A 16,202-nucleotide genomic window follows, 5' to 3' on the forward strand; every position below is an offset into this window, starting at 1 on the left:
ATATTTAAACTGTCTGAATGACCAGTTCGACGGTTAAGCCTTCAATGCCCGCTCCTGCTTGAATGATGTGGATTCGAAAATGATCATTTGCATGAACGTCAGCGATTTGCAAATCGTAAGGGCTTGTACTCGCCTTGCTGGAGTGTGCACCTTCATCAATGGTCAAACCTGAGTGCAGAATACTCGTCCAGCTAGGGCTTGTATCCAATTGTTCCTGCGAGCACTTCTCTATATCCATTAAGGTAGCTTCGCTGCCTGTTGTAGAGCAGGAAGCATACACCTCCGTAATAATCCCTTCATATGGAAAGCGAATATCCATTTTAGCGACACCATTTTTGACCTTATTAAGCACAAAAACCATCGTCTTGCTTTCAGCCCGGCGCTCAATGGAATCCAGGCGAGCATCAAGATCCAGATGCGGCGCATCCTGCTCCTTATATTTTCTAGCCTTAATGATCTCCTGCTCAAGCTTCCTAAGAAGCTCTGCATCCTGCTCCCAGCCAATAGTCGTGCCTTTCTCAAAATACTCAAGCTTCCAAATTCGAATATGAATTTCGTCACCTAGTTTCAAGGCGACCGGTTGGCCGGCTAAAGCGGAATCCCCATAATCCAGAGGATAACTGCCCAAATCCAAACGGATTGTCCGTTTATCCACTTCCTCATAGCCGCCACCCGATAGCAATTGCTGCCCATTAAAATGAACTTCAATTTGCCCAATATCTGGAATGTAGGTGTATGGGTCAAGCACAATAAATAAACCTTTGCCGCTGTCCAAATAAGCTTGATCCACAATAAGCTCGAGGCTGTCCCAGTAAAAAGTCTCCTTCTTGCCATAACGCTTCAATGTCATTTTAGTTCCGGCCATCGTTCCACCTCCCTACACATGATTAATATCCAAAATAAAATTCAACGGTTTGATATCAAAATGTTCATTTTTCCGTTCAACCTTCATCCAAAACTTTATACGGTCTAAGGGAGAAACTTCCGGCAGCTCAAGCGTCGGGGAAAAATCCATTGCTGGCTGGTCCACATTGTCATGACACAAATCGACCCACTCGTAGCCAAACTTATCGAGGTACTGGAGAATACCCAATTTAACATTTTTAGCTGTCTTATTAGACGAGGGATTGACTAGCTCCATTTGAACGACCGTCATATTGTCATACATCGTTCCCAAATACGTATCTTTTGTTACGTTAAGCTCCTTGCCTTGCCAATGTACTTGCAGTTCGGTACCAAATAGGAAGGTATCCCCTCCATAAATATTAAAGGCATTTAAGCTCGAAAGAAGAATCCCATTGCTGTCATAAACCTTGATCATTCCATAATAAGGAGCTGTGGGAACCTGGATATCCACACCTGTCCAGGTTCTTTCCACCGTTGACGATGCAATGGAGTTGCCGAATTCATCACATAAATATACCGTGCAGCCTTCAGCTAAATTACCGACTGTTATTTTATCGCTTTTGCAAAGCACTAGTCGATCCAATTTCAGGGGAACAAAACCGTTGCTGTCTCTGCTCTTTAGTGCAACTCCAAGTTTATTCGCGGCCAAAATATCGGTATCAAAAAGCTCCCACCCACTACCGCGATCTGCATAAAACGTCCATCGGTTCCCTGTTCTGAGCGCTCGCCATTTGCTGTACTCCCGTACAGCTGTATCCAGACTTTCCAAAAATTCAATACGGGACTCGCCATCCTTCCAGACAAAAATTCCCCCCTCGTCCTTATGCTCTGTTGGGACATAATCTGCTGTTACCTCGAAGAGCAGACTGTGTTCTGATTCTGGAATATCAAATAGCAGCACATTGTCTTCTTCCGAATGATTTAAAACAAACTGTTGAAGCGAATGGTCCAAATCTCCCGCATGAAGAGGAGAGAGTGTATAGCGAGCATGAAGATTCTCGTATTCAAATCCATCATCAAACAGGAGCCCACTCGTTTTTCTATAAATACCCAATTTTATCACCTACCTTGTTTTCTTCCAGTTCCATATGCTCCACGATGCTATCTTTCCAATAATGAGCCAAATTCTTGGTTTCTTCTGTTCAGGATGCGTAGTCATCCGTCCTTGTTCAGCTTCATCAATTGAAACTTCAATCGTTTTATGACGTTTCCCGCCGATTGGCTGAGCAATATCAGTCTCCAAGATAGCTTTGCGACGTTCTCCTGCCGATGGGGATATCGGCTCTGTTTGATGTATAATGCGTTTCCGTTCAGCATGCTCGGAGCTTTCAATATCCACTTCCAGCGGTGCATGCTTGCGGCTTGATTGTTCATGCTCCTGAATATTCGTTTCCGTGAGCCGCCGTTTGCGAATTGCTTCATTCGCTTCCGCTACATCACCACCATTAATCGACAGTACATTATCAGCTGAAATGATTTCTTCCTCATTACCACCATTTATAGAAAGCTTATTTTCTGCCGAATGGCTTAGCTGTGTAACAGCATTAAGCACGGTTTCACTTTGGCCAGCAGCCGTTTCATCCAAAATAGCCGGCATAATGACATCACCAAAATGAGTGGAGCCTTCTTCATGCCTGATCGCATCAAGCACGGTTTCCCCTCTCCCTACTCCATCCAACTCCATGATGACCTCATTGCTATTTATAGATTCAGCTCTCTCATCCTGATGAAGAATATTGAAATAGTCAGACGCGAACAAATCAGCCCCTTCCACATTTTCATAGAAGGCATCTTCGTTAGAAGCTGCAATTGCGGCTTTGTCCGGCTGGTGAAGAATGGAGTTATAGTCGGAAGCAGACTCGCCCATTGCGGGATCCGATATCAGCAATTGTGTATCCTTATCTTTAAACATCGACGTTTCCATAGGTTGAGCCGTTCCTTCAAACTCCGTGACATAGCTCGCCTCCGTACGGTCATTTTCACTCTGATAAGTGAGATAATCTTTGTACTGCGCTTGCTCCGTCTCCTGCATCACATAATCCTTCATCCTATCCACATACTGGGCCGTTTCTGACAGCTGCAGATTCGTATCCTCAAGTCCAAGCCCATTGGCGGCTGTCTGAGTTATATCCTGTACGCCTTCTGCCTGCCCTGCTTTATTGGCATAATCAAAATCAGGTCTTTCCGCAAGCTTGCTGTTAGCATCAGTCATGGCTTGTCCAATATGATGCAGCAATGCTTCCTGGCCCCAACCCGACTGATTGATTAGAGTCATTTCATCCATTAGGCCGCTATAGGGTGAGCGAGTATAAGCATGTTCCGGAATTTCCGCAATACCCGCTTTATTGCCGCTGGCCTCCGCAAGTTCGGTTTCGCTTGTAAAAGAAAGCAGATTGCCGCTTCCCCCAGCGGTCTCCGTAACATGCATGAATCCATCTGCCCGAGCTTCAGTAAACATCTGTTCCAGTGAGTCGATGATCGCATCTGCAGCAGCCTGAGCATCAGCCTCTGAAAGCTTTTCAGACAAAGCACGAGTTCCTATTTGTTCCATCCCCGATTCAATCATCTCAAACGCAGCCGATCCATACATAATTTCCATAAGTCTGGCTACTTTGCTTACATGCGGATCACTGGATAAAATTTGCTTTATATGGTCTGAGAGGGTGTCCGCAGCTATTTCTCCTTCAACTCCAGAATGGCTGGAAGAAGCTGCGAGTAAATTGATTTGGGCATCTGCATTCACATTATCTACACTACTATACGTAGACCATGCAACGTCTGCTTCCCTGCGGCTGCCGTCGACCGCCTCTGCGAGCATCTCCGCAGTTCCTTCTTCCTTATTTCCTGAGTAGGCACTCTCCAGCTCGACTTGTACAACCTCATCTTTGCTTGCGGAACCGGCGTTATAATAGCGGGCTGTATAAGCTTCATGTGTGCCGTCTGTAACATTTGTAGTGTTGGAGAAAGCTTCAATCTCCCCATCCGCCTCTTCGTTTTGCCTTATTGTATGGGAGAAGGACTGTCCGGTCGTTCCGTATAAAAAGTGATTATTTTTTTGAACCGCATGAAAAGCTTCCATTTCAATATCAAAATCCTTAGATTGATTAATAGCAGGACTAAATCCAGTTGGCTGGTCTACTATATGTTGTCTCTCATTTTCATAAAAGGAAACGGCCTGAACAGGCTGCGTCGATTCGGGAATAACCTGCTCAACATCAGAGAGCCTAGTTGCCCTACTTGCATTCACAACATCGAATACATAACGTGATTGAACGTCAGATTGATTTTCAGCCCATGGTGATCGTTGTTCCCCTAATTTGAACTGTTCGGCCAATAGATCGGCATCCGTTTGGGTGGCGGACATGCTCCCTACTACTTCACCCACTTCAGGGATGGTTCGAAAAGTGGCTTCATTCCCTTCACTCAAGGCTGCTTCTAATACGTCCGTATGATTAGAAGCCTCCGCTTCATCCATTTGAACCAGCGGTGATCTTATGACACTATAATCAGCGCTTAAATACTCATGAACCCGGTTTAGGTAGTTGACTATGCTGGCCAGAACGGTTTCCATCTCTTTCCCTTCCGGTTCAGACACATAGCTGGCTTTATAGCTTTTTCCGAATGCCCCGGTTGCCACATTCGGTGTTTTTCCCGCCTCCTTCATCTTGTCTTCAATTAATGCCTGATACGTGCTGCTCACTGGAGCAGTCAGATGATATTGGTTATGCACATCGACCAAGTAGTCCAAACCGAACGTCAGTTCATAGCCCTTTTTTGAAAAAAGGGCGGTGAAACTGAGCAGGTAAGATTTTTTACCGTTCAGCATTTCACCGCCTACCTCCCTTGCTTATTAAATTAAGCTATTACCCCTGATTCTTGATTAACGTTTCTTTCAAAATGCCAAGACCGATTGGAGCAAATGGCGACATATTGGCCAGTGTAAGCGGACTTACAGGAGTATCAGCCAGCGTATACCGATATAGCTGTTTATAATCATAGGTCGCAATAACCTCTTCTCCATCTCCTGGAATATAGCCCGCAGCAAAAGTAATGGCTTTCGTCTCCATTTCAATCGTATAATCCGTACCATATTCCATTTCGACGCAATCCACTTTAATTTTAATGTTGAAGGGCGTACCGTCATTTTTCAGCGACGGACGATGTGACAGATGGAATACCGCTCTCGTGCCGTCGCCTTTGCCCAAATCTTCATTTTCAGCCGTTTCCACAACCTCCAGCTCATCAAGCTGGGAAATATTTTTCGGGTGTACAGCGTAGCATTCATCCAATTTACCGACAAAACCGTCATTTGGATGCACAATATACATTGGAGAAATATGGTATTTTCCGCTGTATACAGATGGATTGAATCTCGCTTCGCCCTCGTCCACCTGCTTGTCATGGGAGATAAAAGCAAGATAATGATGCTGGTAATAGGTGCCGCCAATCGACTGCTGCAATTGTACAGAGCTATTGCCATTTGAAGTATTGTTTCCATAGTCAACGAATAGTGCACCGAGCTTCATATTCGCTTTCCATTTCACTTCATCGGCTGCGCGGCAGCCAGACATAATAACATGGTTCTTCCGCGGCGCTTTGCCCAAAGTCGTCAAGCGACCAATATAGAGCGGTGCATAATACGTATTTTCCGGCCCTGGTGTCGGGTCTGGGCGGAGAAACATAACAATGCGGTCTTTGGTAATATTGCCCCAATAATAAATGGTCGAGTCCCGCTGCCAGCCGCGTGAAAAATCATCCATCGGTGTAAAGGACATTGCGGTTGGGAGTGACGGATACAGATAATAAATAGCGGTATATGCTGCATTAAGCAGCTGATCCCCTTTATCTGGATCGAAGCTTTTTACCGGAATATCGCCGTAGTCGAGCGTATCTGTGCCATTTCCGTTCAATACCTTAATGTAAGAAACGTTCATCTCTGCGCCAGACTCTGGAGCAGCACCTGTCATTGTAATCGTATTGCTAGCATAATTGACTGTATATAAGTCAGGCGATACCTCAACTTTATTTTTATAAAAAGTCACAGTACCCGCTTTAAGTGTCGCCGTTGTAGGAATAGGAAACGATTTGCGCGAGCCATCGCCGTCTGGAAGAATCGATTCCGGATCTCCAATGTATACAGCATCACTCATAGCTTGTACAATTTTTTCCCCGCGCACATCATCAAAAGTAAAGAAATACATGCGTTTAGGCGGTCTAGGAGCAATCTGGGCAGGCTCGTAAGATACTGTATACTTATCTCCCTCTACCGGTGCCTCCCCCATAAGGACTTGTCCTTTAAAATCATCGAGCGTATAGTCTGTTTTAGGTACCTCAACACCGTTTCTATAGATAATGACCGTATCCTTAACGATAGGATATACTTTAAATTGAAAACCCCTGTCAGTGTCCGGAATACGTACTAATTGCCCTAGAATAGAGTTTTGAGAAATAAAATCTGCTTCACCCAGCGTCGCGGTGTTTTTAGTACCATAGCCGTAAACCATACCGAAATTTCTGACTTGCCCGTCGCTGCCTCGCGAACGGAACAAACGGACATCGGCAAATTTCGTATTTTTGTAGACAGAACGGTACTTGATGAACGTATTCCAGCCATTGTTGTTAAACAGCTTTTCCATGTCTAATGGCAGCTGTTGAATATTAGAGTCTTTATCAAACCACATAATGTGACCACCTCTCGTTTAAATAGGCCGGCTGCTTGGTTAGGGCAGCCGAAGCCTTTATTACGTAATCTCATTTCCTTCTTCATCTACTGAGTTGACATACAAACCTATACCTGCCGGACGATATTGCGTGCCGGGCTTTTTCGTGAAAGGTGAAATTCCTTCTACCATGAAGTAGCGGAAAACATCATACTCATTTGGGCAAAGCGCCTTACGCACACGAAGCTTATTCGCATTAAACGACAACGCAGACAAAGCAATGGTATCTTTAAGTGAACCCCGGACACCTTCCTCAGGATGGATTAAATACACTTTGGAAGTATGCACCTTCTGGCTATAACGTGAAGGATTAAATGAGTATTTGTACAATGGATTTTCTGCATTATTCCATGCTCTTGGATAGTCCTTGCCATCTGAGGCGCGTTGTGGCGGAATCGCGTTTGGCGGCGCGTTCCATGACAAGTAATACGCTTGATAGCGGGCACCCAACTTGGAACGGCTCATCATGACATTATCCAACCCATTGGCTGGGTATTTCGGATAGCTTTTCAACAACGGAAGAATGCTCGGCATCCTTGTCGTATTATCGAAATCATATTTCGCAATTTTATCGATTGTATTCTCTCTCGGAACGGAACCTACAAACATCGCATAAGCTTCGTCACCTTCTTCAATCGGGTCAATTTTCCCAAAATAAAGCGGAATGGATGGGACTAAGTTTCCTTCTGGTGCTGGCACATTGTCGGACTGAATAATGAGGAACAAATTTGTAGGACTCAAATGGCCTTTAATCGAAATTTCCGAGTCAGTCCACCAGTTCGTATACTGGGCAGGTGCACTGTAAGATGAAGCATAATAGCTGTCTAAAAGATTGGTTCGCAAGCCAGTCGTCATAATAGGAGACTGCATTCGATCTAGAAACGCTCTTGAAATCGTATAGGTACCATTGGAATTTGTTTCTAAGCTCCACTTACTCTCTTGCGCTTCAATATCTACTGCTGCACGCAATTGCTCACTTGCATCACTGCCATCCCAAGGAAATACAATATCAGGTGTATTCGGACCTAATCCAGATAACTTCTCTAACATGTACATATAAAGAGTATGCGGTGCTCGATAATTTCTAAATTCATTACTTGCCCATTCATGAAACTTATCCTTAATCGCAACCTTCGGATCCATTTTCAGTTCCCTCATGGCTCCTACAGACAGTTCCCAACTTCCCACAATAGCTACGCCAAACATTTTGCCTTCTGCATTTTCATAAATGTAGTGCTCTGCAACTGTATTTCGCACCATTGTTTTCTCATTGGATGGTCCAGATGGCCTTGTCCAGATTGCATCATAGATAATCTTTTTAAAATTAGCAGCGACTTTCCAGCCTGCTGTGGCAAGCAATTCACCCAGTCTCCACTGCAGGTTCTCTTCCGTTACCTTATAGGTGAAGGAAGCAGGCGTTGTATCGATAAATGCCATTTATTTAACACTCCTTTGCTCAATTCTTTAATTGTTCAATCATTGATTTCCCTTCTAAACAGGGCAGTGAACGGTATAACTCCAGGAGGTGCCCTCTGATTGTGATTTCATGACTACCTTGATCTGCGTAATTCCAGCCACAGGGCTGTAAGCAAAATGCAATGAGCCGCTGCCGGAAACATAATTATTAGAAGAAGCTACTAGCTGATCCCGGTAATAAACATCGATCCGATCAGGCACAACCTCCATTGAATAATCAATTCTCACATTACCCGCTCTTGCTCCCAATTCATGATACTTCTCTGTCAAAACCCCTCCGCCACTATCATTCATATGACCACACTGCATGGTGCCTGAAGGAGGCGGTGGCGGCGGTGGTGGCGGAACCGGCTTCGCTTTGACCAGAACCGTTGCCGTGACAGCAGCATGCTGCTCCCGTTCATTCCAAATCTTAAAGGTTACAGAATACTGTCCGGCATGATGGAAGGTGTACTCAGCATCATTAACGGTATAATCTCCTTTATGCACATCACTGGAAACCGTCCATTGATAGTACGCAATTGGTGAATGCCTGCTGTATAACGAAGAAATTTTAAGCGAATCTCCTTCTTCAATAACGGATATTCCCGGATTAATGGTGGCAGTAAAGGCAGGCGGCGCAGGTGGTGGCGGTGGAATCTCGGGCAACGTATAGCCACCTTTTAAAATGCCAAGGCCTGCCGGTCTAAATCCGGTAGCTGGCCTTTTCGTCAATGGTGAAATACCTTCGACTAAATAGTAAGCGTATACCTCGTACTTGTTTTCCGCATCACAGTGGTTTTTGACAGCCTTCAGCTCGTCACCATTCATTATAGTTAAGGGAGAGACGAGAATAACGTTGCGCAGCGTACCATATGTGCCATCCTCGGGATGGATTAATAAAGCTCGGGATGAATGGGCTTTATCACTGTACCTAGACGGATTAAATTGATATTTGTAAACATCCGTTTCATAGTTATTCCAGGCACGAGGATGCTTCTTCCCATCCTTCTCTTCCCGAGTCGGCGGCATCACGTTCGATGGAATATTCCAGGAAAGATAATGCGCCTGATATCTTGCTCCATATTTTGTTCGTTTGACCATAACCGAATCAATACCGTTGCTCGGATAACTGGGGTAGTCTTTCATCATGGGCTGGAGAATTTCTTGCTTAAGCTCCACATCGTCATAGTCTAGCTCTGCCGATCTCTTTAATGACGCTTCCAGAGCTGCTCCTTCCTTGTAATAAGCAGTTCCAGCGAATAAAGCAGCAGGAGCCATATCGTCAGATGTTTCCGTTTGAAGCGTAAATTCAAGCCACATACGAGCCGCAACAGGATAATACACGCTTACACCATCGCCGCTAACCGCTTCAATTGTAACTGCGCTTTTCCCTTGAATATTCGTGATATCAAATTCGCCCATATACTCTGCGTCTTCACGATTATTGGTTGGCTCTACTGTTGCTGTAGTCGTAAAGTGACCTATTACTTGCCCCGCTATCGTAAGGCGCACAAACTCGTCGGATCTTCCTCCATCCGCATCTCCCATAAGCCATACCTTCACTTTAGAGCGGTAATTCACCATTGGCTTGTTCGAAATAATGGTAGAGCTCCGCGTTGTTGCACCTGAAAAATCAAACTTGATTTCCCTATTTACAACCTCGTCCACTGAGTCACCCATATCAAAATCACCCATATACAAAGGTATAGAAGGCACTGCGTTGCTATCCCATATTGGAGCCGTGTCCGCATGAATAATAAACATAAGTGATTTGCCATCTATAAAACCCTTTAAGAAAACCTTGCTGTCTTCCCACCAATTTGTATATTTCACATCGGCAAAAGCAAATTTCTCTGTATGCTCCAGCTGCGGTATACGCGTTCGAGCAACAGTAATCGGCGATTGATAAAGCTGTGGAAATTTATGTGTGATTTTAAACTGTAACGCTTTGGTCTGACTGTTGAGGCCCCACATTGAGGTCTGAATTTCGGCATCCAATGCAAGACGTTTTAGTTCCGTTGGATCATCCCATCCCACAAGCATTTTTCCCGTACCTATAAATTTATCAAGCTGGTAAAAATAGAGGGTATGCGTCTCATACAAACGATCCTCCTCCGCTTTTTGAATAGCCCATGAGAATATTCCAGTGCTCTGCGGTGTAAGCTCCGTTCCAAAATCGGCCAACGGCTCGTAAATAGCGAAAGGGACGCGGCACTCCGTATTTCCAATCTGCTCTGTTACCTTCGCAAGCATCGCCATACCAAAAATATTGCCTGATGCATTCATCAAAATATGGTGTTTAGCTACATAAAAATCATACGTATCATCAGCCTGAACAGAGCTGTAGTAAATGGCACATTGACCTGCAACCCCCGGCTCAAAAGTAATCCGTGTCGTTCCGTTTGCATTCTCGCTTTCGGTATAATAGGAGATCGGCATAATCCTGCCGTCCAAATAAATGAAATAGTCATTATTTAAAAGCTTCGGCAAATCGACTACCGGGTTCGCCAGAGGCAAATAGAGTCGCCTAATCGTAGGTTTGGTGAGCTTATTGGAATAAGCGACCTTCGTAAATTCCCGAATCTTCGTCCAGCCGTTATTTTCACAAATGCCTACAAGTCCTTCCAGCAGATGCTCTTCATTGAGCATCGTATCCAGCCAAGGTGTCGGCTGGTAGGCTGTATCGGCCATATGTTCACCTTCTTTCTATTTGAGAGTCTGATAATTGACCCACACATACTTGGGCTTTCCGCCCTCATTAAAAAATTCAAAGTGCAGCTGAGTCCCGCTTGGACAAGGGATAATTGCCGTTAAATACATGCCTTCCGGAATGTCCTTTGTATAAATATTTCTACAAACGAGCTTCTCTCCAACATAGAGATTCCAATAATCTTTGGCTTCGTAATGGGATACCCCAACTGCTACTGAAAGCAATTCACAATCCTCTGTAAGCTGCAGCTTGTTTTCTACTTTTCCAGCAGACTGTGATTCCAACATAATTCCCTCAATATAAGGGTTGGTTTTAGTTGGCATAAAGGGAGGATCTAGCCGCCCCCCAACGACATAACTAGCAAAATTAGCACCGCTGGACATCTATTACACCGCCTTTATATAATCAAGCTTCAGATTCTTGAATATACCGTTCTCTCTAGTAATAGTGCCTCTAACCGTACTAAAAGTTGCGATATTCGTTTCCGACTCTAATTCCTCGTTTAAAACAGCAGCCGTTGCAATTTCAATTTGGAAAGCTACCACAATTAGCTGCTCATTTCGCTCCAGCGTCAAAATCTCAACCGTCCCATTATCATAGGTGTAAACGACGGAAGTCACTAAAGCGGGATAACCAGCCATCTCCCTAAGCACATCTACACTTAAAACAAGGGGTTCTTCGGCAGCATGGTCAACGATACTTAGGTCGTCTCCACCCTTGTATAAGCCCGTTTTCTTTATTTCTCTACGGATAAGATCGAGAATCGGAAATATCTCATTCGCATTAATAAAATTATTCAAAATAACACCTCACTCTCGCTTGCATTATAAGAAAAAAAGGGAACAATTAACGTCTGTGACGTAACTGTTCCCTTTACCTTGTGTTAAGAACCGACATTTGAGAGCGTCTGCCAGGTCAGCTCCAAATTATTAATAATACCTTGGTTGTTGCCTACCAGACGATTACCTTTGACCAAATAATAATTGGCGGTAAATGTTTTTGCATCATATACATATACAGCATCCAAAATCTCAATTAACGGATTCCCTTTCACTACTACATTTTTCGTCCGAGCCTGGCGCTTGAGATCAAAAAATATTTTATTCGCTACCTCTTCTTTTAATCCCCGCATCGTAGCTCCGTCTACTTCTTCAATCCACTCGAGCTGCGAGCCTGCCGTACGAATATTCCCTTTAGTAGCTACAAGCAGCGACTTATCAAAGAAATGCTCCACCATTCCTGTAGAGCCAGATATCATTAAATGGTTGCGAACACGGGAATAATCAGTTGAAGAAGTGACACCTAGCAAATTATCTCCATCAATAAACTCCCACTTCATTCCTGAAACGACCATCCAATCGGGAGAATCGAGAAAATCCATTCGTTCCATCTTGAAAGTGCCGTAACGATCACAGTACACACGATAAGGAATATCTTGAATAAGGGATTGGAGAGCATCTGTTGCCCTTGTACCAATTGGGAAAGAGACGGAAGCGACAAAAGGATTTTGCCAGCCGCCAACTGTCATAATGGATTCCTGGGAGACAGCCTCCAGCTCCCCTGTTTCCTGATTGAACTTCATGAATGTGTGTTTGCCTTTATTCACATCAATATACACCGTATCCTCAATCTCATAATCCGCGTGACGAAGGTCTTCAGGATGTGTTTTCCAGCCAGTCATGCCCGAGGCAACGACGATATCCTCCACAATGCTTGATTTAATCCATGAAAAAGCGCCACTTTCCGCAGCAAAAGCCTCCTCCGGAGGATACTGCATGGGCTTATAGAATACGAATTCCTCTAGCATATCAAACCGGTCTACGCAGCTGAATGAAATCGTCTTATTTTCCGAGTTCTCTTGAATTTCCCCTTTAATCATGCCCGTAAATACACGCACAACTTCATCTCCATAGCCGGCGTAGATACGGATCGGCGTTCCTTCACTAATGACATGTCTAATTTCGCCCTCTTCATAATAAGTCATAGGAGACTCATTCAATCGGTAGGAATCAGGAAATTCCGGCTTCCTCTCCCACGTTGGCGAATAAATACCGGAAGCATTATTGAGCGTCACCTTGGCTGTTCGAGATGACATATCCATATGCGAATTAACTTCCCATTGCATAACATCTGCATCCACAGTGAACATTTCTTCAAACACAAATTCGCCTACTTCGTACCACTTTTCCTTATAGGCATCGGCAATATGAGTCGCAAATTGTTCGATAGCATAGTCATTAGCTGAATAATTCACCTGATCCAGGAACATCGTGCCAGCACCTACAGCGAACAAAATTCGATTCGCCGTGTAGCTCATCGCTGTGCCGCGTACACCTGTGTTTTTCCATACATCATCGATCTTCACATAAACATCGACATCTGTTTCATCATGGCAGACAACGGTATATTCAACAAAATCGCTTTTATTATCAACATTGTAGCTTCCTCCACCTTGAGCTGACACGCTGCTGTCATTTAGGCGGATTAGAAACGCTTTCGTGCCGTTGCCCAAATATAAACGTCCCGTTGTTCCCGGCTCGACTTTCACATTAAAGTTAATCGTAAACGGAAATTTCTTCACCTTGCCCAATCGTTCAATGCCCGCTTCTCCGCCCGCTGTGGAGATTGCTTGATGATCGCCTTTATCGGTCTGCTTGACCGTTCCATTAGGCGTCCAGTTGTTGGCGCTATTCATGCCATCTTCGAAATCCCACATTTGCTTGCGCTCAATGGTTTCCACGTCGAACTCCTTTGCTCTAATCCAGAGCAGGCCGAACTTACCAACCGAAGCTTTCGACGGATTAGCGAAAGAAATCTCTACTTTATGATGGCCTTTAGGAATCGGAATGGATGCCGGATAAGCAATGCCGTTTTTGGCGCTGATGCCCTTTATTTGAGTGATTAAATAATCATCGACCTTTACGGTAACAATATCCTCCAGCTCCAAATCGGCCATGTATGCCCAAGCCAAATTCCCTGCTTTTACCCAATCATGTTCAAAAACAATCGTTTTGACAGCTCCAGCCCGGCTTGTCCCTTTAAAACCAAGCACATTGAACTGCGTACCGTCATCAATCGCCATAAACTGCTCCGCACCAGTTAAATCGGTGTATTTTTTCACGTCAAGATTCGTTCTCTTGGAAGTGAAATCTTTATAATACGTTTGCTTCGACGTTGTTTTATTAACCTGATAGGTGACCATTTCCTTGCTCAATTCCTGATTGGCGGTTCTCGGCTTGCCATCCCCATAACCTTTGACCCGGACTACAACCTGTTTCCGACCAAAATTTAACGCTTGCTGCTCGGTCTCCATTAATATATCTATACGATTGCCTTTAATGGCACCACCTGTATCATCTGCTAAATATTCGCCCCAGCTCACGCCATCTACAACGAGTTCCACCATACTTTTTAGAGGAATAACGGAAGGATCGACGGCGATAATTTTCCAATCCTTCCATACCCGCACATCGGTGCCGCTCTTCGTAATTCCGGAGCATTTGTAGCATTTTGCAATGTAAGCTGTCGCATTCATATGATATTCCTGAATGGCCGCTCCGGCCTCCTGTAGCAGAGGAGTATCCGTTGCTGAAAAGTCTCCTACCGGAACAGATTCTGCCTTTGAGGGAATCTGAATGGTTTGCGTTCCACGTAAGAAAGGCTCCGGGTTTAAATCATTGTTGTTAAGCCTGATTTCAAAATGTAGATGCGTACCATCTCCGCCATTTGACCTAGAGGTTCCTGTGTTTCCTCCTAGTCCAATCAGTTCGCCTGCCCCTACTCTTTGCCCTACACTTGCGACAAGCTTGTTTAAATGAGCATATCTTGTTTGCCAGCCATTACCATGATCAACGTATACTACTTTCCCATAACCTCCATTTATACTTGATTTAGTTACCTTCCCTCCCCAAACTGCATAAACATTGTCATTCATCGCTAAGTCAAAATCGACACCTTGATGATCGCGTCTTTTAGGATTGGCTGATCTATGTCTCGAAGTAATGACCATCCCTTGAATCGTATTATTATCCGTTGTACGGCCTCTCATCGTGGAGCTTTGCAAAATGGGCATCGACATATTTGTATTTCTTAGCTCGGTTGGAATGTCGATTGGCTGACCATCTACGTAACTGGTTAATTGCTTTGCAGAATCAATAGATATAAGCTCGGATACAGCACTCTCGACGACATATTGCACAGCATCATATTTCCTGCGCAGCCCTGGCACATAGGTCATTTTATCAAGCTCGACAATGACCCTTGGTTCGTTGCCAAGCGCATTAACCTTCTCCATCATATCGCGCATCAGTTGATCCGTAGGATATTGCATATTAGATACTTTAGTCAAATTTATCACCTGCCTTTATCTATATTTCTCTGTTATCCACTCAATGAAACGATTCAAGTAGGTCACTGCCTCGGCCCTGGTTATGCATGCTTCGGGTTCAAACTTATCATCCGCATACAAGGGGAAAACAAAGCAGCCATCATGAAAACGCTCATTCAGCAGCGTCAAAACATCATTTTTGTACCAGTTCGCTTCAATGTCCGCCCGATCCACAATGACACGATCAAGGGAAGTATTGTATGAAAAAGTCCGATCTGTGTAGCGATTATGAAGATTCTCATAAAGGCGCCCCATAAGCGCGAAGAAATCTCCTCTACGGATCCGTACGCCAGGAAAAAAACGGTCATTCAATGCTATACAGCTTGAATCTACCATAACCGTCTCAACAGTCCGCCGATTAGCCCCGTTTATTTTGGCATTATAGCCAACAACAGCCGGGAAACCGTTATACATATAAGGCAAATAAACTTTGCCCTTGTGAATAACAAATACATCCCGTTTAAAATTAACGGCATTTCTTATTTTTAGATCCGCATCCTCGCCAGCTTGTATCGTAATGATTTTGCGCTTCAGCTTAATGCCCATCACCGTACAGGTTTCAGGCTTATAGTTCATGCTAAAAAAATAGGTCGACTTATGCTTCAGCTCCGCAGAAGGCAGCCTAAAATCCGAACATCCTGTGTACGGTGTATCCAAGCAACCTATTCTTTTCATCTCTGGTCTACCATAAGCGACACATAACACTTCTATTCCTGCAGTCATTGGATTGGTCATCGTAACCTTGCCTGTTTCCACCTTCTCAGGCATAACTTCGACGCCACCTACCAGCACAAATAAAGGATTATCAACATGGTATTTATAATCGGGTACAAGAAACTCCTGCTGTCCATCCACGGTCACGAAACGTTTGATCATTCTTTCATAGCCATCCACAAACTTGTTATAGGTCATCCCTGCCAACACATCGACTTCCCCTGTAGCATCTGTCTTCAGCCGGGTAGCCACTAGCGTATCCCTGTAAAACCAATCAAGCGGATCTACATCTATCCATCGTTTCATC

10 protein-coding genes are annotated in these 16,202 nt (G+C 44.4%); all 10 read right to left on the reverse strand.

Translation table 11 applies throughout. The features are described from left to right. Positions 1-4 precede the first annotated feature (4 nt). The 10 genes from AC50X8_RS25690 to AC50X8_RS25735 all read right to left on the reverse strand — a co-directional run bounded on the left by AC50X8_RS25690 (position 5) and on the right by AC50X8_RS25735 (position 16,201). Positions 5-865: a hypothetical protein gene (locus tag AC50X8_RS25690; RefSeq protein WP_494860854.1), complete on the reverse strand. Its 861-nt coding sequence runs from the start codon at positions 863-865 to the stop codon at positions 5-7. Between the two features lie 12 nt (positions 866-877). Beyond that, complete coding sequence (locus AC50X8_RS25695; RefSeq protein ID WP_494882319.1) at positions 878-1,960, reverse strand: cell adhesion protein; 1,083 nt, start codon at positions 1,958-1,960, stop codon at positions 878-880. A 9-nt stretch (positions 1,961-1,969) separates the two neighbouring features. Further along, positions 1,970-4,732 carry a hypothetical protein gene (locus tag AC50X8_RS25700; protein ID WP_494882321.1) on the reverse strand — a complete coding sequence of 921 codons (2,763 nt, stop codon included), beginning with the start codon at positions 4,730-4,732 and terminating at the stop codon, positions 1,970-1,972. A gap of 37 nt (positions 4,733-4,769) precedes the next feature. Next, positions 4,770-6,587 (reverse strand): hypothetical protein, encoded by a 1,818-nt coding sequence (locus tag AC50X8_RS25705; protein ID WP_494860859.1) that lies wholly within the window; start codon positions 6,585-6,587, stop codon positions 4,770-4,772. Positions 6,588-6,647: 60 nt separating this feature from the next. After that, entirely contained in the window at positions 6,648-8,063 is a 1,416-nt protein-coding gene (locus AC50X8_RS25710; RefSeq protein ID WP_494882323.1) for a hypothetical protein, read from the reverse strand. A gap of 54 nt (positions 8,064-8,117) precedes the next feature. Continuing rightward, positions 8,118-10,775: a PKD domain-containing protein gene (locus AC50X8_RS25715; RefSeq protein ID WP_494882325.1), complete on the reverse strand. Its 2,658-nt coding sequence runs from the start codon at positions 10,773-10,775 to the stop codon at positions 8,118-8,120. Between the two features lie 15 nt (positions 10,776-10,790). Next, positions 10,791-11,177, reverse strand: a complete 387-nt coding sequence (locus tag AC50X8_RS25720; protein ID WP_494860865.1) for a DUF8551 domain-containing protein — start codon at positions 11,175-11,177, stop codon at positions 10,791-10,793. Positions 11,178-11,180: 3 nt separating this feature from the next. Beyond that, a complete protein-coding gene (locus tag AC50X8_RS25725; RefSeq protein ID WP_494860867.1) occupies positions 11,181-11,594 on the reverse strand; it encodes a hypothetical protein in 414 nt (137 codons plus the stop codon). A gap of 83 nt (positions 11,595-11,677) precedes the next feature. Next, positions 11,678-15,142, reverse strand: a complete 3,465-nt coding sequence (locus AC50X8_RS25730) for a peptidoglycan DD-metalloendopeptidase family protein (RefSeq protein ID WP_494882327.1) — start codon at positions 15,140-15,142, stop codon at positions 11,678-11,680. 15 nt (positions 15,143-15,157) lie between these two features. After that, the gene (locus AC50X8_RS25735) at positions 15,158-16,201 is read right to left on the reverse strand and encodes a hypothetical protein (RefSeq protein ID WP_494882329.1); all 1,044 of its coding nucleotides are present in this window, start codon (positions 16,199-16,201) and stop codon (positions 15,158-15,160) included. Position 16,202: the final 1 nt, after the last annotated feature.

It is taken from the genome of Paenibacillus sp. JT22N15 (genome assembly GCF_059383755.1).

Coding starts and splice junctions, on each gene's coding strand:
- AC50X8_RS25710 (WP_494882323.1), bottom strand. CDS start 8,063: ATGGCATTTATCGATACAACGCCTGCTTCCTTCACCTATAAGGTAACG.
- AC50X8_RS25715 (WP_494882325.1), bottom strand. CDS start 10,775: ATGGCCGATACAGCCTACCAGCCGACACCTTGGCTGGATACGATGCTC.
- AC50X8_RS25690 (WP_494860854.1), bottom strand. CDS start 865: ATGGCCGGAACTAAAATGACATTGAAGCGTTATGGCAAGAAGGAGACT.
- AC50X8_RS25700 (WP_494882321.1), bottom strand. CDS start 4,732: ATGCTGAACGGTAAAAAATCTTACCTGCTCAGTTTCACCGCCCTTTTT.
- AC50X8_RS25705 (WP_494860859.1), bottom strand. CDS start 6,587: ATGTGGTTTGATAAAGACTCTAATATTCAACAGCTGCCATTAGACATG.
- AC50X8_RS25735 (WP_494882329.1), bottom strand. CDS start 16,201: ATGAAACGATGGATAGATGTAGATCCGCTTGATTGGTTTTACAGGGAT.
- AC50X8_RS25720 (WP_494860865.1), bottom strand. CDS start 11,177: ATGTCCAGCGGTGCTAATTTTGCTAGTTATGTCGTTGGGGGGCGGCTA.